The following is a 20,732-nucleotide window of genomic DNA, read 5'->3' on the forward strand; positions in this document are numbered from 1 at the left end:
TCTAACCGGCTGAAGTGCCCCGCCCGCTCGGGGATCGTCGACTCGCGGCCCGTTCGGACCACCCCGCCACGTCGACCCACCGGAGATGACCCATGCCCACCGGCTCCGCCGCGTTCCTGTTCTTCGCCCTCTCCCTCGCGGTGCTGCTGTCCCTGTTCGTCGGCGCCCTGGCCATGGCGCTGGTCCGGTGGGAGGGCGGGACGCTGCCCGCCGCGCTCACCCGGGGAGGTGTGGCCTTCGGCGGCGCGTTGACGGTCTGCTGTGCCGTGATCGCGTTGGTCGTGGGAACCGGCCGGTGAGCTGGGAGGTTGTCGGGCGATCGGTTCCGATATATCGTTGAGGCATCGCAACCGATCAGAGAAGTGAAAGCGAAAGGAGCGCGTCATGCGTTCGCACGGATATGGACACGAGCACGGATTCGAGCGGGGTCGCGGGCGGGGGCCCGGTGGCGGGCCGGGGCCGCGGGCGGCGTTCGGGGGGTTCGGGCCGCCGTTCGGCGGGCCCTTCGGCGGTGGCCGCGGGGGCCGGCACGGCATGCGGGGGAGGGCGCGGCGCGGCGACGTACGGGCCTCGATCCTGGCCCTGCTGGCGGACCGCCCGATGCACGGCTACGAGATGATCCAGGAGATCGGCGAGCGCAGCGGCGGGGCCTGGAAGCCCAGCCCCGGCTCGGTGTACCCGACCCTCCAGATGCTGGAGGACGAGGGCCTGATCACCAGCGCGAGCGAGGGCGGCAAGAAGCTGTTCACGCTCACCGAGACCGGCCGGGCCGAGGCCGAGGCCGGGTCGGGCGCCCCCTGGGAAGAGGCCGGGCGCGGCGTCGACTGGGACTCCATGAACGAGATCCGGCAGGCCGGCTTCGGCCTGATGGAGGCGGTCGGGCAGGTCTGGAAGACCGGCACGCCCGAGCAGCGGGAGAAGGCCGTCGCGGTCGTCAACGAGGCCCGCAAGAAGATGTACCTGATCCTGGCCGACGAGCACTGATGCGCCGGCCGGAGTCCCACGCGCACGAGCGCCCCGCGGCAGCAGCCGCGGGGCGCTCGTGCGCGGTGGGTACGAGGCGGGTGGGCGTCAGGCGACCAGCGTGCCCAGTTTGCGCAGGGACTCCGTCAGCGCGGCCGTCGCCGAGTCCTTCAGCTTGCCCGCCATGAGCGAGACCGCGGCGCCGGTGAACTCGCCGTCGATCCGCACGGTGGTCGCGTCGCCGTCCGGGATCAGGGTGTAGCGGGTGCCGACGACCACGCCCATCGGGCCCTTGCCCTTGATGGCGAGGACGCGCCCGTCCTCCAGGGCCTCGACCGTCCAGAGCACCTCGGCCGGGAAGCCCATCATCTTCATGTTCTCCTCGAAGGTGGACCCCACCGCGAGGTTCTCGGGGCCGCCCTTCGGGAAGTTCGTGTGGGTCTGGCTCCACTGGCCGTACGCGTCCCAGTCGAGCAGCTGCGACCAGACCTTGGCGGCGGGCGCCTCGATGCGCGATTCCGCGGTGACTTCGGCCATGCGACCACCCCTTTGTCGTCGGTTCGTGCGGCGGAAGGTAGCCCCGGCGGGCAGAACATTCAATACTGACGACCTGTCAGAAATGGCGGGAGCGACGAGTCGCGTCACGGAGAGGTCGCGACGGCATCTCAACAGGCGTCACGGTGGTGACGCTCCTGACGGAGGCTGTCATGATGGCCGGATGCAAGCGTCTGGAAGAAACGCCGGACTGGGCCTGGCCCTGGTTTCGGCGCTCGCGTTCGGTGGTTCCGGTGTGGCGGCGAAGCCGCTGATCGAGGCGGGTCTGGACCCGCTCCACATGGTCTGGCTCCGGGTGGCAGGGGCGGCACTGGTGCTGTCCCCGCTGGCCTGGCGCCACCGTGACCTCGTGCTGCGCAAACCCGCGCTGCTGGCCGGCTTCGGGCTGCTCGCCGTCGCGGGCGTCCAGGCCTTCTACTTCGCCTCCATCTCCCGGATCCCGGTCGGCGTGGCGCTGCTGCTGGAGTACCTCGGCCCGGCGCTGCTGCTCGGCTACATCCGCTTCGTGCAGCGCAAGCCGGTGAGCCGCGCGGCCGCCGGCGGTGCCGCCATCGCCGTCGCGGGCCTGGCCTTCGTGGTCGAGATCTGGGCCGGCCTGAGCCTCGACCCGCTCGGCGTGCTGCTCGGCCTCGCCGCGGCCTGCTGCCAGGCCTGCTACTTCATCCTGGCCGACCAGGGTTCCGCCGGCGATGACGCGCCCGACCCGCTCGGCGTGATCGCGTACGGGATGATCGTCGGCGCGCTGGTGCTGACGGTCATCGCACGGCCCTGGAACACCGACTGGCAGGTGCTGGGCGGCCAGGCGTCGATGGACGGCACCGCCGTCCCGGCCTGGCTGCTGCTGGCCTGGGTGGTGCTGGTCGCCACCTGCTTCGCGTACGTCACCGGTGTGGTGTCGGTGCGCAGGCTCTCCCCCCAGGTCGCCGGTGTGGTGGCGTTCCTGGAGGCGGTCACCGCCGTGGTGTTCGCCTGGATCCTGCTGGGCGAGCAGCTGTCCACGCCGCAGGTGGCCGGCGGTGCGCTGGTGCTGTGCGGTGCCTTCATCGCCCAGACCGCGCGGTCGGCCGGGGCGCCCGCGGAGCCGGTGGCCCAGGGCGGTCCGGTGGTCGTGGTGTCGGAGCCGGGCCCGTTCCCGGACGCCGGGCCGGCCGGGGACGGCCCGGACGGCGGTGACCTGGACGGACGCGTGCTGGACCCGGGCGCGAAGGCCACCTAGGGTGGCGACCATGTATTCGACCGTGCTTTCTCCGCCGGCCGCCTAGCGCGGGCGGCCTGGTCAGGCCGAGAGATCGGGTTTTCCGCCCGGGGGCGTCCCCGGGCCGGTTGACGCTGCCCGCGCGACGGACTCGCGACGCCATTCCTCGTCCCTGTCCCGCCGTTCAGCGGAGAAGCACACATGTCGAACCTGCAGGATTCCCCTGCCCTGTCCACATCCCCGGCGTCCCTCGGTGACGCCCCGGCCGGTTCCGGGTCCGTCCCGGCCGGGCGGAGTCTGCTCGCCCTCGTCGTCGCGGGTGCCGCCTGGGGCACCGCCGGCGCGGCGGCCTCTCTGCTCTTCCTGGCCAGCGACCTCGGTCCGCTGGCCCTCACCTTCTGGCGCTGCGCCGGCGGGCTGGTGCTGCTGCTCGGGGTGCTGGCCGTACGGCCCCGGCGGTCGGCCGCGGCCGGTCCCGGAGCGCGCCGGATGGTCGTCACGGGTGCGCTGTTCACCCTCTTCCAGGCCGCCTACTTCGCCGCCGTCCAGGGCACCGGCCTGGCCGTCGGCACCGTGGTCACCCTCGGCGCCGGTCCGGTGCTGATCGCGCTCGGTGCGCGGTGGTGGACGGGTGAGCGGCTGGGCCTCGGCGGTGCCCTCGCCGTGGCCGGCGCGCTCGCCGGCCTGGTCGTGCTGGTGCTGGGCAGCGGCGGCGGCACGGTGCGGCCGGCCGGGGTGGCCTGGGCGCTGGTCTCGGGGGCGGCGTACGCGGGGATGACCCTGCAGACCCGCAGGCTCGGCCGCTCGGGCCTGGCCGGCGACCCGTTGGTCACGACCGCCTGGTCGCTCGCCGTCGGCACCGTCGTACTGCTGCCGCTCGCCCTCGCCGAGGGACTGCTGCCGCACACCGAGGCGCCCGGCCGGGTGCTGTGGCTGCTCGTGTACGTGGCGGCCGTGCCGACCGCACTGGCGTACGCGCTCTACTTCACCGGGGCGGCCCGGGTGCCCGCGGCCACCGTGTCCGTGATCATGCTGATCGAGCCGGTGAGCGCGGCCGCCATCGCGGTGCTCGGGCTCGGGGAGCGGCTGACCGGTGCCACGGTGGCGGGGACGCTGCTGCTGCTCGCCGCCGTCGGTGCGCTGACCGCGAGCGAGGCCCGGCGGCCGGCGCAGGACGCCGGGGCGGGGGCCGGGCCGGCCACGGGGCCGGACGCGGTGCGCTCGTAGCGCCGTCCGGGCCGTCGGTCCGCCCGGCCGCGGTCCGCCCGGCCGCGGTCCGTCCGGCCGCGGTCCGTCCGTCGGCCCGGGTTGTGACGGAGACGCGCCGCCCACCCCCGTGCGGCGGCGCGTCGGCCGTACCTTTCCGGGCCTGGTTCCCCGTACCTGATCCGCGAGCCGTCAGGCGCCGGCCAGGTACGGCGGCAGCGCGACCGCCGGGTCCAGGTCGTCCGAGGGGACCGGGGTGCCGTAGGCGGGGGCGACCGGGACGACGCCGGCCCAGTACGGGAGCGACACGTCCTCGGCGTCGTCGTTCGGGCCGCCGGTACGGACCTTCGCCGACACCTCGCCCAGCTCCAGCCGCAGCACCGCCGTGGCCGCCAGCTCCCTGGCGTTGGCCGGGCGGGAGTCGGCCGACCGGCCCGGCACCACGTGGTCGACCAGCGCGTCCAGTGCCATCCGGCGCTCGGCCTCGTCCGTGACCTGGTGGGCGGTGCCGTGCACCACGACCGACCGGTAGTTGATGGAGTGGTGGAAGGCCGAGCGGGCCAGCACCAGGCCGTCGACGTGGGTCACGGTCAGGCAGACCGGCAGGCCGGGGTCGGTGTCACCGGCCATCCGCACCGGGCGGGAGCCGGTGGAGCCGTGCACGTAGAGCGTCTCGCCCACCCGGGCGTAGAGCGTCGGGAGGACGACCGGCGCGCCGTCGCGGACGAAGCCGAGGTGGCACACGTAGGCCTGGTCGAGTATCGAGTGCACCGTCTCGTGGTCGTACGCGGCGCGCTTCGCGGAACGCGTGGGAACGGTGCGCTCGGTGGGGGCGTAGGCGGCGTTGCGCATTTGCGGGATCCTTTGTACTAGTGCATACTCTGCTTTGTGCTAGGAGAGTACACAATCACAGGTCGGGGCGCATCGGATATCGCCGCCAGCGTCGAGCACGGGGTCTCCACCGGTGAGCTGGCGCCCGGTGAACTGCTGCCGCCCATGCGCGAACTCGCGGCCCGGCTCGGCGTGAACCCCAACACGGTGGCCGCCGCCTACCGGACGCTGCGCGAGCGCGGGGTCATCGAGACCGACGGCCGCCGGGGCAGCCGGGTGCGGGCCCGGCCCGCCACCACCCCGCGGGAGTCGATGGGGGTGGAGGCGCCGCCCGGTTCGCGCGACATCGGCAACGGCAACCCCGACGCCGCCCTGCTGCCCCGGCTTGCGGAGGCGCTGGCGGCCGCCGCCCGGCGCAACGACGAACGCCCCGGTCTCTACGGCGAGGAGGGTGTGCTGCCGGAGCTGGCGGAGCGGGCCCGGGCGGCCTTCGAGGACGACGGGGTGCCCGCGGGTCCGGTGGCGGTGACCTCCGGTTCGCTCGACGCCATCGAGCGGGTGCTGGCCGCCCACCTGAAGCCGGGTGACGCGGTCGCGATCGAGGACCCGGGCTGGGGGAGCCTGCTGGACCTGGTGCCGGCGATGGGCCTGCGGGTGCTGCCGGTCCAGGTGGACGACGACGGTCCCGTGCCGGCCGGGGTGGCCGCCGCGCTGGAGCGCGGGGCGCGGGCGTTGATCGTCACGGACCGGGCGCAGAACCCCACCGGTGCCGTCATCGGTGCCGCGCGTTCGGCCGAGCTGCGGGAGCTGCTGTCCCGGCACCCGCACGTGCTGGTGATCGACGACGACCACGGTCAGGCGATCGTGGACGAGCCGGTGCACCCGCTGGCCGGAGCCACCCGCTCCTGGGCGATGGTGCGCTCGACCGCCAAGGCGTACGGGCCCGACCTGCGGCTCGCGGTGCTCACGGGCGACCCGCAGACCCTGGACCGGGTGGTCGGACGCCACCGGCTCGGACCCGGCTGGGTGAGCCGGCTGCTCCAGTACGCGGTGGTCGACCTGTGGCAGCGGGATGCGGTGGATCCCGTGGCCGTGGCCCGGTCGTACGCGGAGCGGCGGGACGCGCTGGTGGTGGCGCTGGCGCGGCGCGGGGTGAAGGCGCACGGGCGCAGCGGGCTCAACGTGTGGGTCCCCGTACCCGACGAGACGGCCGCGGTCGCCCGGCTGCTGGGGGCCGGCTGGGCGGTCGCGCCGGGCGCGCGGTTCCGGCTGGCCTCGCCCCCGGGCGTACGCCTCACCGTCTCCACCCTCACGCCGGACGACGTCGAGCCGCTGGCGGACGCGGTGGCCGAAGCCGTCCGCCCGTCACGGGGGGTGCGGTACGACTGAGGGGTTGTCCCGCGGGTCGGGCAGGACTGTGGCCCGGCCTGGCCCGCGGGACGCGTCCCCCGGTCGTGCCCGGTCGCCGTCAGTCGGTGAGCGGGAGCGGGACGGCCGCGCTCCGGTGCGTCCGCTCGTGGCCGACGAGGCCGAGGCGTCCGTGGAGCCGGCGCAGGGGCGCGGGGGCCCACCAGTTCGCGGGGCCGGCCAGGCGCATGAGGGCCGGGACGAGCACGCCCCTGATCAGGGTCGCGTCGACCAGGACGGCCAGTGCCATGCCGAGGCCCAGCTGCTTGAGGAAGACCACCTCGCCGGTCGCGTAGGCGGCGAAGGAGACGGCGAGGACGCCGGCCGCGGCGGTGACCAGCGGTGCGCTGCGGGCGATGCCCAGGGGCACCGAGGCGCGGGCGTCGCCGGTGCGCTCGTACTCCTCCTTGATCCGGGCCAGGAGGAAGACCTCGTAGTCCATGGAGAGCCCGTAGGCGATGCAGAACATCAGGATGGGGACGCTGGGCTCGATCGCCCCGGTGGGGGTGAAGCCCAGCACGTCCGCGAGGAAGCCGTCCTGGAAGACCACGACCAGGACCCCGAACATCACCGACAGGCTGAGGAGGTTGAGCAGCGTCGCCTTCAGCGGGGCGACCACGCTCCCGGTCATCAGGAAGAGCAGGACGAAGGTCACCACCACGATCAGGGCAGCGACCAGCGGGAGCCGGTCCGTCACCCCGTCGCGGTAGTCGGTGAGTTCGGCCGGATAGCCGCCGGCCTCCACGGCGAACGGGGCGGGCAGCGCCCGGATCTCACGGACCAGGCCCGTCGCGTCGGACTCCAGGCGCGCGGAGGTGGGCACGACGGCGAGCCGCTCGCCGCCGTCCGAGGCGGTGAAGCCCCTGGCCGGCGGGCCGACGGGCTGCCCGTCGCTGAAGGAACCGGCGGACGAGTCGACGCGCGCGACCCCTTCGATGCGGGAGAGCCGCTGCGCGTACCCCGCCACCGCCGCGGGGTCCGATGCCGCCGCGATGAGCTGCACGGCGTCCGACTCCTCGACGGTGAAGCCGGCCCGCACCTGGTCGTACAGCTGCCGCGCCGGCGCCGAGGCGGGCAGCACGCGGTCGTCCGGCAGGCCGAACCGCACCCCGAGGAAGGGCGTGCCGAGCAGCACCAGGACGGAGAGGGCGGCTCCGCCGTAGGCGAGCGGGCGGCGCATCACACGGGTGGCGGTCCGGAACCAGAACCCCTGGGTCTCGGCCCGGACGGGGCCGCGGCGCTCCACCCGGCGTCCGAGGAGGGCGAGGGCCGCGGGCAGCAGGACGGTCGCGCCGGCCACGGCGGCCAGGACCACGGCGACCCCCGCGTAGGCGAAGGAGCTCAGGAAGGGGAAGGGGAAGACCAGGAGCGCGGACAGCGAGGCGGCCACCGTCACTCCGCTGAAGAGGACGGTCCGGCCCGCGCCCCGCACCGTCCGGGCCACCGCCGGCGCCACGTCGGAGCCGTCCCGCAGTTCCTCGCGGTAGCGGAACACGACGAACAGGCCGTAGTCGACGCCGAGTCCGATGCCCATCACCAGGGCGATGTTGGAGGCGAAGGTGGAGACGTCGGTGAACGCGACCACGGCGCGCAGCAGCGCCAGCGAGCCGAGCACGGCGAAGAGACCGATGCCGACGGTGAGCAGCGCGGCCGAGATCCGCCGGTAGACCCACCACAGCAGGAGCAGCACCAGGGGCAGGATGACGAGTTCGGCGCGCAGGAAGTCCTGGCGGGCCTGCTGCATGGTCTGCCGGAAGACCTCGTCGCCGCCGCCGACCTCGACCGTGAGCGTGTCGGTGGTGCGGGTGAACTCCGGTGCCAGCCGGGGCAGGACCTCGCGCCGTACGCGGTCGGCGTCGCCGGGGACCCAGGCGAGTACGAGGGCCTGGCGGCCGTCACGGCTGCGGAGGGTCTCGCGGGCGCCGTCCGTCCAGTACGACCAGGCGCGGCCGACGCCGGGGTGCGTGGCCAGCTCGTGGGTGAGCTCCCGGCCGGCCCGGGTGGCCGCGGCGCCGTCCACACTGCCCTGCCGGGCCGTCACCAGCAGCGCCACGTTGGGACTTCCGGTCCGGTGCTCCCGGGCGAGTGCGTCCCGTACGCGCATGGACTCCGAGCCCGGGGCCTCGAAGCGGTTGAGCGAAAGTACGTCGAGCGTCCCGGCGCCGATGGCGCCTGCCAGGAGCGCGACGGCCAGGCCGGCCGCCACGATCCACCTCGCCCGCTCCGCGATGAACCTGCCGAGCACGGATTCCCCCTACCGGTAGAATTTGCGAATGATGATTCGTGTCCTGTCGCGTCGGCGGTGACATTACGAATGATCATTCGTGTTTTCAACCGGTGCCCACGGGCTGAGATCTGACGGAGGAGTACGTGGCAGGACGCGCAGGACTCGGAGCGGTGGGAACGGCGGTGGGAACGGCGGTGGGAACGGCGGCGGGAACGGCCGGACCGGGGGAGCGGCCGGCGGTCCGGCGGCGGCAGGCCCGCGGGGAGCAGCGGATGGCGCAGATCCTGGACGCCTCGGCGGTGGTGTTCGCTCGTTCGGGCTTCGAGAAGGCGACGACGATCGCCATCGCGGCCGAGGCGGGCATCTCGCCCGGCTCGCTCTACCAGTTCTTCGCCAACAAGGAGGCCATCGCCCAGGCGCTCGCCGACCGCTTCGTCGCCCAGCTGCGCCTGGCGCACCAGGAGGCCTTCGACGAGGCCCGCTTCACGTCGCTGCCGCTGGACGGGCTGCTGGACCGGATGGTGGACCCGATCGTCGCCTTCAACATCGCCAACCCCGGCTTCAAGGCGCTCTTCGCCCGTACGGACATGCCCGCCGGACTCGCGGACGCCGCCCGGCCGGTCCAGGCCGCCCTGCTGGCCCGGGTCGAGGCGATGATCGCCGCCCGCGCGCCGGAGCTGCCCGCCGGGGACCGCACGCGCACGGCGCTCGTGGGGATCCAGATCTTCCAGGCGATGGTGCCCCTGGTGGTCGCCGCCGAGGGCGAGGAGCGGGCGGCCATGGTCCGCGAGCTGAAGCGGGCGCTGCACGGCTACCTGGCGGACGCCATCGCCTGACACTGCCGGGCCGCGCCGGGGGCCCGGCGCGCGGTGGCGGTGGGTGCCGTCAAGGCCTCGGGCGGGGGCGGCTCTGGGTGAGGAACGCGCCGGTCAGGACGATTGCCGCGCCCACCGGGGTGTTCCAGGTGAGGTGCTCGCCCAGGGCGAGGACGCCCGCCGCGGTGGCGATCACCGGGATGAAGTACGTGACCATCTGCGCGGTGGTCGGGCCGACCTCGGCCACGAGGCCGTACTGCGTCTGGAGGGCGAATCCGGTGCCCAGCGCCCCGAGTGCGACCACCGACAGCGTGGGCCAGAGCGGGAGCCCCGACGGCGCCGACGTGAAGAACGGCAGCAGCGCCCCGAGCTGCACGGTCGCCAGCAGCAGCTGCGCCCCGGTCATCGCGAGCGGCGAGCCCTCGCGGCCGGCCAGGGTGCGGCGTACGTAGATCCAGCCCACCGGATAGCTCAGGCTGGCCAGCAGCGCCATCGCGGTGCCCTTCGCGTCCAGCCCCGAGAAGCCCTGCCACGCGCCGAGCACCGTCAGGACGCCGAGGAAGCCGATGACCAGACCGGCGAACCGGCGCCGGGTCGGGCGGTCCTCGGAGAGCGCGACCAGCGACAGGACCATGCCCCACAGCGGCGAGGTGGCGTTGCAGATGCCGGCCAGGCTGGACGGGATGGTCAGCTCGGCGTAGGCGAAGAGCGTGAAGGGCAGCGCGTTGAGCAGCAGCGCCGCGACCGTCAGGTGGCCCCAGGTGCGCAGGCCGCGGGGCAGCCGCTCCCGGCGCAGCGCGAGCGCGGCGCCCAGCACGGCCGTACCGAAGAGCACCCGGCCGAAGGCCACCTGGAGCGGTGCGTACGCCTCCGTGCCCACCTTGATCAGCAGGAAGCTGAAGCCCCAGATGACCGAGAGCACGGCGAAGCGGACGCGCCAGTCCGTCAGCCACCGCCGGCGCGGGGCGGCGGGCGTGGCGACGGACGTGGGAGAGGAGGTGGACGGCGAGGTGGCGGTGGGGGGTGAGGCGAGGGGGCGGGGGGCTGCGGGTGCGCTCATGGTCCCTACCCTGGCCCGCTCAACTTCTTAGGACAAGCGAGAATTCTTGGACCTGAAAGCGTAGGATCGCTTACATGTTGAACCTGGAGCGCCTGCGTACCCTCGACGCCCTCGCCCGTCACGGCTCGGTCAGCGGCGCGGCGGGCGGTCTGCACGTCACGACCTCGGCGGTCTCCCAGCAGATGGCCAAGCTGGAGCGCGAGGTCGGCCAGCCGCTGCTGGTCAAGAACGGCCGCGGGGTCCGGCTCACGGACGCCGGCCGGCTGCTCGCCGACCACGCGGCCCGCATCATCTCCCAGGTCGAGCTGGCCCAGGCCGACGTCGAGGCGCAGCGCGGCTGCGCGGTCGGCGAGCTGCGGGTGGGCGCCTTCCCGACCGCCCTGCGCGGGCTGTTCCCCGACGCGCTGTGCGCGCTGCGGGTCGAGCACCCCGAACTGCGGGTGCTGACGAGGGAGCTGGAGCCCGAGGAGAGCATGGCCGCGGTGGTCCGCGGCGACCTGGACCTCGCCGTCGCGATCGACTGGTACAACAAGCGGATGCCGGTGCCCGGCGAGCTGGTGCGGGCGGACCTGCTCGACGACGCGGCCGACGTGGCGGTGCCCGCCACCCACCCGCTCGCGGACCGCCCCGCGGTCGACCTCGCGGACTTCGCGGACGACGACTGGATCTCCTGGAACGAGGGCCAGTTCTGCTACGAGTGGCTGGTCTTCACCCTGCGCGGCGAGGGCATCGAGCCCCGGATCCGGCACATCGCCGAGGAGCACCAGACGCAGCTGGCCTTCGTGGCCGCCGGGCTCGGCGTGTGTGTGACGCCCCGGCTCGGGCGCGGCCCGGTCCCGGCCGGCGTGCGGCTGCTGCCCGTGCGGGAGGCCGTACGCCGGCACATCTACGTGGTGTGGCGGGCGGACGCCGACCGGCGCCCCTCTATCCGGGCGGCGGTGGACGCGCTGCGCGCCTCCGGGGCGCGGCACGCCACCGCCTGAGCGCCGGCGGCGGCGGGCCGTCAGATCTTGCTGAAGTCCCAGGTCACGATGGACTCGGGGACGAGCTTCAGCCAGGCGTGCCGGCCGTCGTGCGGCATCGACTCCAGGCCGAAGTTCTTCGCCGCGAACAGCCGCTCGGGCGCCTCGAGTTCCGGGTTCGGCTCGCCCGTGCGCGGCGCCTCGCCCACGAACTCCACGCTGCCGGACAGCTCCGCGCCGCGCAGCTCCCCGTACTCCTCGCCCGCGTCGACCACCACCGACACCCGCGGGTCCTTGCGCAGGTCGGACCAGCGGCGGCTGCGCGTGATCGAGTACAGCCAGAGCGCGGTGCCGTCCCAGGCGAACCAGAGCGCGCCGACGTGCGGCCGGCCGTCCGCCGACACCGTCGCCACCCGGCACGTGCGCTGCCCGGCCAGGAACGCGTCGAGTTCCCCGTCCGTCATCATGATCCGGCGGCCGCGCCGCTGTGTGGCGTCCATCTGCACTCCACCCCTTCACATCTGACTATGTGTCAGGAAGCATGGGGCCTCTTCCCGCGCCGCGCAACGCACGCACCCCAGGGAGTGCCCATGACAGGGAACGACCGCCTCGCCGGCCGGCTCGACCCCGCCACCACCGTGCTGCTCACCGTGGAGTGCCAGCGGGGCGTGGTGGGCGAGGAGAGCGCGCTGCCCGAACTCGCCGCTGCGGCCCGCTCCTCCGGAGCCCTGGACCGGGTCGCCTCCCTCGTCGACGCCGCACACGCGGCCGGGGTGCAGGTGGTGCACGCCGTGGCCGAGCGGCGCCCCGACGGGCGGGGCGCCAACACCAACGCCCGGCTCTTCCGGGCCGCCGGCCGGCTGCCCGTCCAGCAGCTCACGGGCACCCGGGCCGTCGAGGTCGCCGGCCCGATCACGGTCGCCGCGGAGGACCTGGTGGTCCGGCGGCTGCACGGGCTCTCGCCCATGGCGGGCACCGACCTCGACCCCCTCCTGCGCAACCTGGGCTGCCGCACCCTCGTGGTCACCGGGGTCTCCGCGAACGTGGCGATCCCCAACACCGTGTTCGACGCGGTGAACCTCGGCTACACGGTCGTCGTCCCCTCCGACGCGATCGCGGGCGTGCCGGCCGACTACACCCCGCAGGTGCTGCGCCACTCGCTGGCCCTGGTCGCGACGGTCGCGACCACCGAGGAGGTTCTGGGCTGCTGGAAGGCGTAGCGGCCCGTCAGCCCAGCCACCCGTCCGGCCAGCCATCCGTCAGCCCAGCGCCCGTCTGACCGGGGCCGCCGCGGCCGGGTTCCAGCCGCGCCGTGGCACCGAGTCGAGCAGCAGCCGGGTGTACGGGTGCTCCGGCGCGTCCAGCACCCGGCCCGTCGGCCCGGACTCCACGACCCGCCCCGACTTCAGGACCAGCACCTCGTCCGCGATGTGCCGCACCACGGCGAGGTCGTGGGTGACGAAGAGGTAGCCCACCCCCGCCTCCCGGCGGATGGTGGCCAGCAGGTCGAGGATCTGCGCCTGGATGGACACGTCCAGCGCCGCCACCGCCTCGTCGAGGACCAGCACCCGCGGCTCGACCGCCAGGGCGCGGGCGATGGCCACCCGCTGCCGCTGTCCGCCCGACAGCCGGCGCGGCAGTGCCGTGGCCTCCCGCTCGCCGAGGCCGACCTGGCCCAGGAGTTCCCTCACCCGGGCCCGGCGGGCGGCGGTGTCGAGCGTGGTGTGCAGGCGCAGCACCTCGTCGACGCAGCCGGCCACCGGCACCCGTGGGTCCAGCGACAGGTACGGGTCCTGGAAGACCATCTGGATCTCCCGGGCCCGGGCCAGCCGCCCCGCGCGGCCGCGCGGGCGGGCCGAGCGGTCCCGGCCGTCCAGCGAGACCGCGCCCGCGTCGGGGTGTTCGAGGCCGACCAGCATCCGCACCGTCGTGGTCTTGCCGCTGCCGGACTCGCCGACCAGGGCCAGCGAGCCCCCGGGCGGAAGGGTGAACGACACGTCGTCCACCGCGGTGTGGTCCCCGTACCGCTTGCACAGACCCTCGACCACCAGCCCCCTCGGGGCCGCCGTCGCCGTCGGTGGAGTGGTCACAGCGTGATCCCTTCGTCGGCGCGGTGGCACGCGGCGTGACCGCCGCCGTGCCGGGCGAGTACGGGCGCCTCCGCCGCGCAGCGCGGCAGCGCGTGGGCGCAGCGCGCGGCGAAGGCGCACCCGGGCGGTGCCTCGGCCAGGGAGACCGGGCGGCCCGGGATGGGCCTCGGGGCGGTGGCGCCGGCCTCGATGCGCGGGGTGCAGGCGAGCAGCCCGGCGGTGTACGGGTGGCGCGGCCGGTCGAACAGCTCGTCCGTGCCGCGGGTCTCGACGATCCGGCCCGCGTACATCACGTACACCCGGTCGCAGATGGCCGAGGCCAGCTCCAGGTCGTGCGTGACGAACAGCAGGCCGGTGCCGCGCTCGGCCCGCAGCCGGGTGAGGATCGAGATGATCTCCGCCTGCGTGGTGACGTCGAGGGCGGTGGTGGGCTCGTCGGCGACGATCAGGGCGGGCTCGCCCGCCAGGGCCGCGGCGATGACCACGCGCTGGAGCATGCCGCCGGAGAACTGGTGGGGGTGGCGGCGCAGCGCCCCGCGCGGGTCGCGGATGCCGACCGCGTCGAGGAGTTCCTCGGCCCGGGCGGTGGCGCGGGCGGCCGGCACCCCGGCCGCGCGCAGGCCCTCGGTGAGGAAGTCGCCCACCCGCCGCAGCGGGTTGACGCAGGCCCGCGGGTCCTGGAAGACCATGGAGACCCGGCGGGTGCGCAGGGCGGCCAGTTCGGCGCGGTTCATCGTCAGGACGTCCCGGCCGCCGACCCGGACCTCGCCGCTCGCCGTAGCGCCGGCGGGCAGCAGGCCGAGGACGCTGCGGCACGCCACGGACTTGCCGGAGCCGGACTCGCCGACCAGGCCCACGGTCTCCCCGGGGCGCACGTGCAGGCTGACGCCGTCCAGGATGGGGCGGGCCGCCCTTGCGTCGGGCAGCCTGATGCCCAGCCCGTCGATCTCCAGCACCGGTGCCGGCGTCCCGTCGTTCATGGTGCTCACCTTTCCTCCCGCCTCGCGATCCGGTCGGCGAGTCCCTCGCCGACGACACCGAACGCCACGACGGCGAGGACGATGCACACGGACGGTGCGAGGGCCGGCAGCATCGCGCCCTGCTGGATCGCGGCCTGCCCCTCGTTGATCATGGCTCCCCAGTCGGCGGTGGGCGGCTGCACACCGAAGCCGAGGAAGGACAGCGCGGCCAGGTCCATCAGCGCGTACCCGAAGTTCATCGCGGACTGGGCGAAGACGGTGGGCGCGATGTTGGGCAGCAGGTGCCTCAGGCAGATCGTCCAGCCCGACCAGCCCTGCACCCGGTACGACTCGATGTACGGGCGGGCCTTCTCCTGGCGGGCGATGCCGCGTACCAGCCGTCCCACGTACGGGGTGTACGCGACGGCCATGGCGATCACCGGCGCGGTCATCCCGGGGCCGGTGACGGCGACCAGCAGGATGGCCAGCAGCAGCCCGGGTATCGCGAAGGCCAGGTCCATCGAACGGGACAGCAGGGTGTCGGTCCAGCCGCCGCGCCAGGCCGCGACCACGCCGAGCAGGGTGCCCAGCAGGGTGGAGACGCCGACCACGAGCAGCGGTCCGAGCAGGCCGGTCCGGGCGCCGTGGAGCAGCCGGGACAGGATGTCGCGGCCCGACTGGTCGGTGCCGAGGAGGTGGTCGCCCGAGGTGCCGGCGAGGCTGGCCGACAGGTCGACGGCCTCGGGATCGTACGGGGCGAGCACCGGCGCGAGGAGCGCGACCAGGACGAGCAGGGCCAGTACGGTCAGGGCCGCCGCGAACAGCGGGCCCTGGCCCAGGGCCGCCAGCCGGCGCAGCCCGCCCAGGCCGGGCCGGCGGCGCAGCGCGTCGCCGGGGGCGCCGGAGGCCGGGGGTGCGGTGAGGGTCATGAGGTGCCTTCCCCGTGGAGGGACAGCCGGGGGTCGATGAGCGGGGCGACCAGGTCCACGACGAGGTTGACGAGGACGAACGCCGTGACGCTGAGCAGGGTGACGGCCTGCACGACGGCGAAGTCCTTGGCCGTCACCGACTGCACCAGCAGCGAGCCGATGCCGGGGACGTCGAAGGCGGTCTCCACGATCGAGGTGCTGATCAGCAGCGACGCGAGCAGCGTGCCGCCGACCGTGACCACCGGGGCGAGCGCGTTCCGCAGCACGTGCCGGCGGACCACGGCCCGGGAGGCGACTCCGCGGGCGCGCGCCACCTCGACGTGGTCGCGGCCCAGCTCGTCGAGCATCGCGGAGCGGGTCACCCGGGCCAGCAGGCCGGCGAAGGTGAGCGCGAGGGCGAAGGCCGGCAGGGTCAGGTGGTACAGCCGGTCGCCGAACCCCTCCGGGGTGCCGCCGGGACCCGGGAACCAGCCCAGCTGCACGGAGAACAGCGAGACCAGCGCGATGGCCGTGACGAACGACGGGGTGGCCGTGGCCACGCCCGTGCCGAGCAGCACGGTCCGGTCGGCGACGCCGGGGCGGAGGGCGGCGACGAGGCCGGCGCCCACCCCGAGGACCGTGACGAGCAGGGCGGCGTACCCGACGAGCAGGGCCGTGCCGGGGAGCCGGGAGCCCAGCAGGTCGGCGACGTCCTGGTGGTACTGCGCGGAGCGGCCGAAGTCGCCCTGCAGGACGCCTCCGAGCCACTTCGCGTACTGCACGGGCAGCGGGTCGTCCAGGTGGTACTGGTCGCGCAGCGCGGCCACCGTCTCCGGGGTGGCGGGGCGGCCGTGGAGCAGGAAGGACACCGGGTCGCCGGGGGCGAGGTGGAGGGCGCCGAAGACCAGGAGCGAGGTCACGAACAGCACCGTCACCAGGCCGAGGAGCCGTCCGACGAGGTAGCGGGTCATGGCTGCGCTGCCCCGATCGTCGCGGCCCAGGGGTAGTACAGCTGCTGGATGCCGGTGGGGGCGCCGGTGATCCGCTTGCCGAGGAAGACCGGGTACGGCGCCTCGTAGAGCGGGATGACCGGCAGCTCGGCCATGGCTATCTTCTGCAGCCGGGCGGTGAGGTCGGAGCGCTTGACCGGGTCGGTCTCGGCGTTGGCGCGGTCGAAGACGTAGTCGAACTCGTCGTTGGACCAGTTGCCGTAGTTCCCGAAGTCGCCGGTGCGCAGGTACTGGTAGAACTCCAGCGGGTCGGGCGTGTTGATGTAGCCGTTGGTGACCAGCAGGTCGTAGCCGGCGCGGGCCTTGGGGTCGACGAAGAGGGAGCTGTAGGCGTCGGGCGCGACGGTCTTCAGCTCGACGTCGAGGCCGATCTGCCGGCCGGCGGCCTGCACGGCGTTGGCGACGACGCTGATCTCGGCCGCCAGCGGGCTGGTCACCATGGTGACCTTCCTGCCCTTGGCGCCGGCCTCGGCGATCAGCTTCTTCGCCTTCTCGACGTCGTACTCGGGCTCCGGCAGGGCGTCGAAGTAGCCGGCCGTCTTCTCCGGTACGAGCGACCAGGCGCCGCGCGCCGCGGGCGCCTTGGCGGGGACGCCGACGCCGCCGGCGGCCGCCTTGATGATGCCCTTGCGGTCGAGGGCCAGGGAGAGGGCCTGGCGCACCTTGAGGTCGCCGAGGGTGCCCTCGTAGTTGAGGACGGAGAGGTCGGCGGCGGCGGTGTTGGGGCCGAACAGGAGCTGTCCCTTGCCGCTCGACTTGAGCTGCCCGTACGAGGTGGAGGGCACGAGGTAGCCGCCGTCGGCGGTGCCGGAGAGGAAGGCGTTGGTGCGGGCGGCGGAGTCCTCGATGAAGGTGAAGCGGACCGTGCCGGTCTTCGGGGTCAGCTTCCGGTCCCAGTAGGCCGGGTTCTTCTTCAGGGTGATGCTGTCGCCCTGGGCCCACTTGTCGAGGGCGTACGGGCCGGTGCAGTTCACCGAGCCCTTGGGGGTCCCGTAGTCCTTGCCGTACTTCGCGAGGGTGGCGGCGCTCTCGACGGTGCCCGGCGAGGCGGCCATCAGCTCGGTCAGCAGCACGTCGGTCCGGTTGAGGCGGATGGTCACCTCCAGCGGGCCGGTCTTCTCGATGCCGGTGACGCGCTTGAAGGAGGAGGACCAGGGGGAGCCGGTGGCGGGGTCCATGTGGCGCTTGAGGGAGGCCACCACGTCGTCGGCCGTCATGGGGGTGCCGTCGTGGAACTTCACGCCCGGGCGCAGGGTGAAGACCACGGTGCGCGGGTCGGTCTGCCGGAAGCCGGTCGCCAGGCCCGGTTCGATCCTGCCCTCGGGGGTGACCCGGAGGAGCTGCTCGCAGACGTTGGCGAGCACGGTGTTCGGCGGGTAGTCGAACGCGAGCGCGTAGTCGAGGGTGTACGGCTCGGCGTACAGGGACCAGGTGAGGGAGTCCAGCGGGCCCTTGGCAGGGGCGGAGGTCGGGGTGACCTGGAAGGCGGGGCCGGTGCCGGTCCCGGTTCCGTTGGGGTTCTTGGCGCCGGAGCAGGCGGTGGCGGTGGCCGCGAGGGCCGCGGTACAGAGGAGCGATGTCAGGGCTCTGGGCATGCGCATGGGGACCCACCCCTTTACGGGTGTAGTGACGGGCGCTGGGGGATGGAGCGAGTATTGATGCGGGAACGTTCCCGCACAAGGCTTTGCGGGAACGGTTTTGCGCAGGTCGCGAGGGTGGCAGCATCAACGTCATGACCGATGCTGCACGGCCCGGAGGGCACACCTCGCCGCCCATTCCGCCCCGCGTCCGGCTCGTCGACGTGGCCCGCGAGGCGGGCCTGTCGAAGACCACCGTCTCGGCGGCCCTCAACGGCACGGGGCGGCTCTCGCCGGCCGTCCGGGAGAGGGTGCGGGAGACCGCGCGGAGGATGGGCTACCGGCCCAACGCCACCGCGCGCCAGCTGCGCGCGGGACGGGCCCGGCTGATCGGGTACGTCGTGGGGGAGTTCGCCGGCGCCCCCTGGACCTTCCTGGAGTCGCCGTACTTCGCACAGCTGACCAGCGCGACGGCCGCGGCGGCGCTCCGCCGGGGCTACGCCCTGGTGCTGCTGCCCTCGGGCTCGCTCCAGCAGGAGTGGGCCGACCTGCCACTCGACGCCGTGATCGTCGCCGACCCGGTGGCCGACGACCGGATCGTCGAGGACCTGCTCGCCGCCCGGATCCCGGTGTTCAGCGACCGCTCCGTGGAGGGGCGGCCCGGTGCCCACTGGGTGGACGTCGACGCGGCACGGGCCGTCCGGGAGGTGCTCGACCACCTGGCGGCGCAGGGGGCCCGCCGGCCCGCGCTGATCCTGCCGGACAGCACCACCGGCTTCCACGCCGGGGCGCTGGCCGGCTACCGCGACTGGTGCGCCCGGCACGGCGCCCCCGAGCGGACCGAACTGGCCGGCGAGATCGGCAACGGACCGGTGGTCCGGGCCGTCGAGGCGGTCCTGACCGGGGGAGGGGACCGTACGGGCGGGGCCGCGGATCCGGCCGGCGGCGGCCCGCCTCCTCCCGGTGCCGCCGCCGGGCGGCCCGACGCGCTGCTCGTCGTCGCCGAGGCGAGCCCGCCCCTCGTGCTGGACGCGGCCCGCCGCCACGGCTACGACGTGCCGGGCGACCTGCTGGTGGTCTGCGTCAGCGAGGACGAGACCGCCGCACACACCGTTCCGCCGGTGACCACGCTCAGCCTGCGCCCCCGCGAGATCGCCGAGGCCGGCATCGAACTCCTGGTGGCCGCGCTGGAGCAGGGCCGCGAGGAACCGTCGGGCGTGCTGGTGCCCACCTCCCTGGAGGTACGGGCGTCCTCGCTGCGCCCGGACGGGGGGTGAGCCGGCCACCGGTCGGCGGGACACGGCGGGTCAGCTCCCGTGGACGAGGGCGCCGCCGACGTACGTCCGCTCCACCCGGGCCTCGGCGATCTCCTCCGGCGGTGCCGTGAGGATGTCGCGGTCGAGGACCACCAGGTCGGCGAGGTGCCCGGCGCGCAGGCTGCCCGTGTCGTCGAGCCCGTTCACGTGCGCGGTGCCGGCGGTGTACGCGGCCAGCGCGGTCGGCAGGTCCAGGCGCTGCTCGGGCAGGAACACCCGGCCGTCGGTGGCGTCCGGGTTCCGCCGGTTCACGGCGACGTGGATGCCCTCGATGGGGTCCGGGCTGCTCACCGGCCAGTCGCTGCCGGCGGCCAGGGTGGCACCGGCGGCGACCAGGGAGGCGAAGGGGTACTGCCAGGCGGAGCGCTCGGGCCCGAGGAAGGGGATGGTCAGCTCGTCCATCTGCGGCTCGTGGGCGGCCCACAGCGGCTGGATGTTGGCGATCGCGCCGAGCCGGGCGAAGCGGGGGAGGTCGTCCGGGTGCACGACCTGGAGGTGCGCGAGGTGGTGGCGGTTGCCGCGGTGCCCGTTGGCGGCCACCGCGGCCTCCAGCGCGTCCAGCGCCTCGCGCACCGCGCGGTCGCCCAGGGCGTGGAAGTGGACCTGGAAGTCGAGGGCGTCGAGGGCGGTCACGTACCCGCGCAGGGCGTCGGGGTCGACGAAGCTGAGGCCGCTGTTCCCGGTGGCGCAGCCGCAGCCGTCCAGGTAGGGGGAGGTCATGGCGGCGGTGAAGTTCTCGGCGATGCCGTCCTGCATGATCTTCACCGAGCCGGCGCGGAACCTGCCGTGGCTCAGCTTCTCGCGCAGCGCCACCAGTTCCCCGACCTGCTCGCCGCCGCGCTCCCGGTCCCACCACAGGGCGCCGGTCACCCGGGCGGTCAGCGAACCGTCCCGGGCCGCCGTCATGTAGGCGTCCGACGGGTCGGGCTTGCCGTTGAAGGGGCCGAGCAGCGCGTCCTGCCAGCCGGTGATGCCCAGGGAGTGGAGCAGCTCCTGCGCACGGAGCAGCCCGGCGAGGCGGTCGGCGGCCGTACTCGCCGGGGCCAGCCGGGAGACCAGCGCGGTCGCGCCCTCCTGGAGCATGCCGCTGGGAGCGCCGTCCGGCTCGCGCTCGATGCGCCCGTCGGCCGGGTCGGGGGTGTCCGCGGTGATGCCGGCCAGCTCCAGGGCGCGGGTGTTGGCCCATGCGCCGTGGTGGTCGCGGTTGACCAGCAGCACCGGGCGGTCCGGCACCACGGAGTCGAGCAGCGCCCGGGTGGGCAGGCCGCCGTCGAAGCTCTCCATCGACCAGCCGCCGCCGGTGATCCAGGCGCGGTCCGGGTGCGCGTCGGCGTACTCCCGGATCCGCTCCAGGTACTCCGCGACGCCCACAGTGCCGGTGAGGTCGCACTCGGCCAGCTCGGACCCGCCGTACACGGCGTGCACGTGGGCGTCCTGGAAGCCCGGGACCAGCAGCTTGCCCCGCAGGTCGACGACCTCGGTGCCCGGCCCGACGAGTTCGCGGACCTCGTCGTGGCCGACGGCGGCGATCCGGTCGCCGACGACGGCGAGCGAGGTCGCCCGGGTGCGGGCCGGGTCGGCGGTGAACACGGGCCCGCCGGTGAAGACCAGATCGGCCTGGGTCATGGGCTGCTCCAGAACGTGAGGTGTC

General features: G+C 74.3%; 20 protein-coding genes. 9 read left to right on the forward strand and 11 right to left on the reverse strand.

The window, feature by feature from the left end; translation table 11 throughout:
- The first annotated feature begins 92 nt into the window (after positions 1 to 92).
- Both ACIQUQ_RS31120 and ACIQUQ_RS31125 read left to right on the forward strand, forming a co-directional pair.
- A complete protein-coding gene (locus tag ACIQUQ_RS31120; RefSeq protein WP_403982615.1) occupies positions 93 to 299 on the forward strand; it encodes a hypothetical protein in 207 nt (68 codons plus the stop codon).
- Between the two features lie 85 nt (positions 300 to 384).
- Positions 385 to 984 (forward strand): PadR family transcriptional regulator, encoded by a 600-nt coding sequence (locus tag ACIQUQ_RS31125; protein ID WP_403982618.1) that lies wholly within the window; start codon positions 385 to 387, stop codon positions 982 to 984.
- A gap of 87 nt (positions 985 to 1,071) precedes the next feature.
- Here ACIQUQ_RS31125 and ACIQUQ_RS31130 read toward each other — a convergent pair whose 3' ends face one another.
- The gene (locus ACIQUQ_RS31130) at positions 1,072 to 1,500 is read right to left on the reverse strand and encodes an SRPBCC family protein (protein WP_403982620.1); all 429 of its coding nucleotides are present in this window, start codon (positions 1,498 to 1,500) and stop codon (positions 1,072 to 1,074) included.
- 181 nt (positions 1,501 to 1,681) lie between these two features.
- On the opposite strand from ACIQUQ_RS31130, the gene ACIQUQ_RS31135 reads away from it, so the two are divergent.
- Together ACIQUQ_RS31135 and ACIQUQ_RS31140 are read left to right on the forward strand one after the other, a co-directional pair.
- Positions 1,682 to 2,734 carry an EamA family transporter gene (locus ACIQUQ_RS31135; protein WP_403982623.1) on the forward strand — a complete coding sequence of 351 codons (1,053 nt, stop codon included), beginning with the start codon at positions 1,682 to 1,684 and terminating at the stop codon, positions 2,732 to 2,734.
- A gap of 180 nt (positions 2,735 to 2,914) precedes the next feature.
- On the forward strand, positions 2,915 to 3,940 hold the full coding sequence (locus ACIQUQ_RS31140; RefSeq protein WP_403982625.1) for a DMT family transporter: 1,026 nt from the start codon (positions 2,915 to 2,917) through the stop codon (positions 3,938 to 3,940).
- A 171-nt stretch (positions 3,941 to 4,111) separates the two neighbouring features.
- Here the strand turns inward: ACIQUQ_RS31140 and ACIQUQ_RS31145 are convergent, their stop codons facing one another.
- On the reverse strand, positions 4,112 to 4,771 hold the full coding sequence (locus ACIQUQ_RS31145; protein WP_403982627.1) for a pyridoxamine 5'-phosphate oxidase family protein: 660 nt from the start codon (positions 4,769 to 4,771) through the stop codon (positions 4,112 to 4,114).
- Between the two features lie 36 nt (positions 4,772 to 4,807).
- On the opposite strand from ACIQUQ_RS31145, the gene ACIQUQ_RS31150 reads away from it, so the two are divergent.
- Positions 4,808 to 6,139 carry an aminotransferase class I/II-fold pyridoxal phosphate-dependent enzyme gene (locus tag ACIQUQ_RS31150; RefSeq protein ID WP_403982629.1) on the forward strand — a complete coding sequence of 444 codons (1,332 nt, stop codon included), beginning with the start codon at positions 4,808 to 4,810 and terminating at the stop codon, positions 6,137 to 6,139.
- A gap of 79 nt (positions 6,140 to 6,218) precedes the next feature.
- Here the strand turns inward: ACIQUQ_RS31150 and ACIQUQ_RS31155 are convergent, their stop codons facing one another.
- On the reverse strand, positions 6,219 to 8,402 hold the full coding sequence (locus ACIQUQ_RS31155; protein ID WP_403982631.1) for an MMPL family transporter: 2,184 nt from the start codon (positions 8,400 to 8,402) through the stop codon (positions 6,219 to 6,221).
- Between the two features lie 254 nt (positions 8,403 to 8,656).
- Between ACIQUQ_RS31155 and ACIQUQ_RS31160 the strand changes: the two genes are divergently transcribed.
- On the forward strand, positions 8,657 to 9,220 hold the full coding sequence (locus ACIQUQ_RS31160) for a TetR family transcriptional regulator (protein WP_403982633.1): 564 nt from the start codon (positions 8,657 to 8,659) through the stop codon (positions 9,218 to 9,220).
- A 49-nt stretch (positions 9,221 to 9,269) separates the two neighbouring features.
- On the opposite strand, the gene ACIQUQ_RS31165 is transcribed toward ACIQUQ_RS31160, so the two are convergent.
- Positions 9,270 to 10,259, reverse strand: a complete 990-nt coding sequence (locus ACIQUQ_RS31165) for a DMT family transporter (protein ID WP_403982635.1) — start codon at positions 10,257 to 10,259, stop codon at positions 9,270 to 9,272.
- Between the two features lie 74 nt (positions 10,260 to 10,333).
- Here ACIQUQ_RS31165 and ACIQUQ_RS31170 point away from each other — a divergent pair, with 74 nt between their 5' ends.
- Complete coding sequence (locus tag ACIQUQ_RS31170) at positions 10,334 to 11,242, forward strand: LysR family transcriptional regulator (protein ID WP_403982637.1); 909 nt, start codon at positions 10,334 to 10,336, stop codon at positions 11,240 to 11,242.
- A 20-nt stretch (positions 11,243 to 11,262) separates the two neighbouring features.
- On the opposite strand, the gene ACIQUQ_RS31175 is transcribed toward ACIQUQ_RS31170, so the two are convergent.
- The gene (locus ACIQUQ_RS31175) at positions 11,263 to 11,721 is read right to left on the reverse strand and encodes a pyridoxamine 5'-phosphate oxidase family protein (protein WP_403982639.1); all 459 of its coding nucleotides are present in this window, start codon (positions 11,719 to 11,721) and stop codon (positions 11,263 to 11,265) included.
- A 90-nt stretch (positions 11,722 to 11,811) separates the two neighbouring features.
- Here ACIQUQ_RS31175 and ACIQUQ_RS31180 point away from each other — a divergent pair, with 90 nt between their 5' ends.
- Positions 11,812 to 12,441, forward strand: coding sequence for a cysteine hydrolase (locus tag ACIQUQ_RS31180; RefSeq protein ID WP_403982642.1), 630 nt, complete (start codon positions 11,812 to 11,814; stop codon positions 12,439 to 12,441).
- 39 nt (positions 12,442 to 12,480) lie between these two features.
- Here ACIQUQ_RS31180 and ACIQUQ_RS31185 read toward each other — a convergent pair whose 3' ends face one another.
- From ACIQUQ_RS31185 to ACIQUQ_RS31205, 5 genes are read right to left on the reverse strand one after another with little or no spacing between them, the layout of a single operon-like run.
- Positions 12,481 to 13,311 (reverse strand): ABC transporter ATP-binding protein, encoded by an 831-nt coding sequence (locus tag ACIQUQ_RS31185; RefSeq protein WP_403982644.1) that lies wholly within the window; start codon positions 13,309 to 13,311, stop codon positions 12,481 to 12,483.
- Positions 13,308 to 14,291, reverse strand: a complete 984-nt coding sequence (locus ACIQUQ_RS31190; RefSeq protein ID WP_403982646.1) for an ABC transporter ATP-binding protein — start codon at positions 14,289 to 14,291, stop codon at positions 13,308 to 13,310. The genes ACIQUQ_RS31185 and ACIQUQ_RS31190 overlap by 4 nt, the downstream gene beginning before the upstream one ends.
- 5 nt (positions 14,292 to 14,296) lie before the next feature.
- Positions 14,297 to 15,199 carry an ABC transporter permease gene (locus ACIQUQ_RS31195; RefSeq protein WP_403982649.1) on the reverse strand — a complete coding sequence of 301 codons (903 nt, stop codon included), beginning with the start codon at positions 15,197 to 15,199 and terminating at the stop codon, positions 14,297 to 14,299.
- The gene (locus ACIQUQ_RS31200) at positions 15,196 to 16,149 is read right to left on the reverse strand and encodes an ABC transporter permease (protein ID WP_403982652.1); all 954 of its coding nucleotides are present in this window, start codon (positions 16,147 to 16,149) and stop codon (positions 15,196 to 15,198) included. Before ACIQUQ_RS31200 ends, ACIQUQ_RS31195 begins: the two co-directional genes overlap by 4 nt.
- Positions 16,146 to 17,789 (reverse strand): ABC transporter substrate-binding protein, encoded by a 1,644-nt coding sequence (locus ACIQUQ_RS31205; RefSeq protein ID WP_403982655.1) that lies wholly within the window; start codon positions 17,787 to 17,789, stop codon positions 16,146 to 16,148. Before ACIQUQ_RS31205 ends, ACIQUQ_RS31200 begins: the two co-directional genes overlap by 4 nt.
- Positions 17,790 to 17,920: 131 nt before the next feature.
- On the opposite strand from ACIQUQ_RS31205, the gene ACIQUQ_RS31210 reads away from it, so the two are divergent.
- A complete protein-coding gene (locus ACIQUQ_RS31210; protein WP_403982657.1) occupies positions 17,921 to 19,042 on the forward strand; it encodes a LacI family DNA-binding transcriptional regulator in 1,122 nt (373 codons plus the stop codon).
- Positions 19,043 to 19,072: 30 nt separating this feature from the next.
- Here ACIQUQ_RS31210 and ACIQUQ_RS31215 read toward each other — a convergent pair whose 3' ends face one another.
- On the reverse strand, positions 19,073 to 20,707 hold the full coding sequence (locus ACIQUQ_RS31215; RefSeq protein ID WP_403982660.1) for an amidohydrolase: 1,635 nt from the start codon (positions 20,705 to 20,707) through the stop codon (positions 19,073 to 19,075).
- Positions 20,708 to 20,732: the final 25 nt, after the last annotated feature.

This window comes from Streptomyces sp. NPDC101118 (assembly GCF_044759445.1).
Lineage (GTDB): Bacteria > Actinomycetota > Actinomycetes > Streptomycetales > Streptomycetaceae > Streptomyces.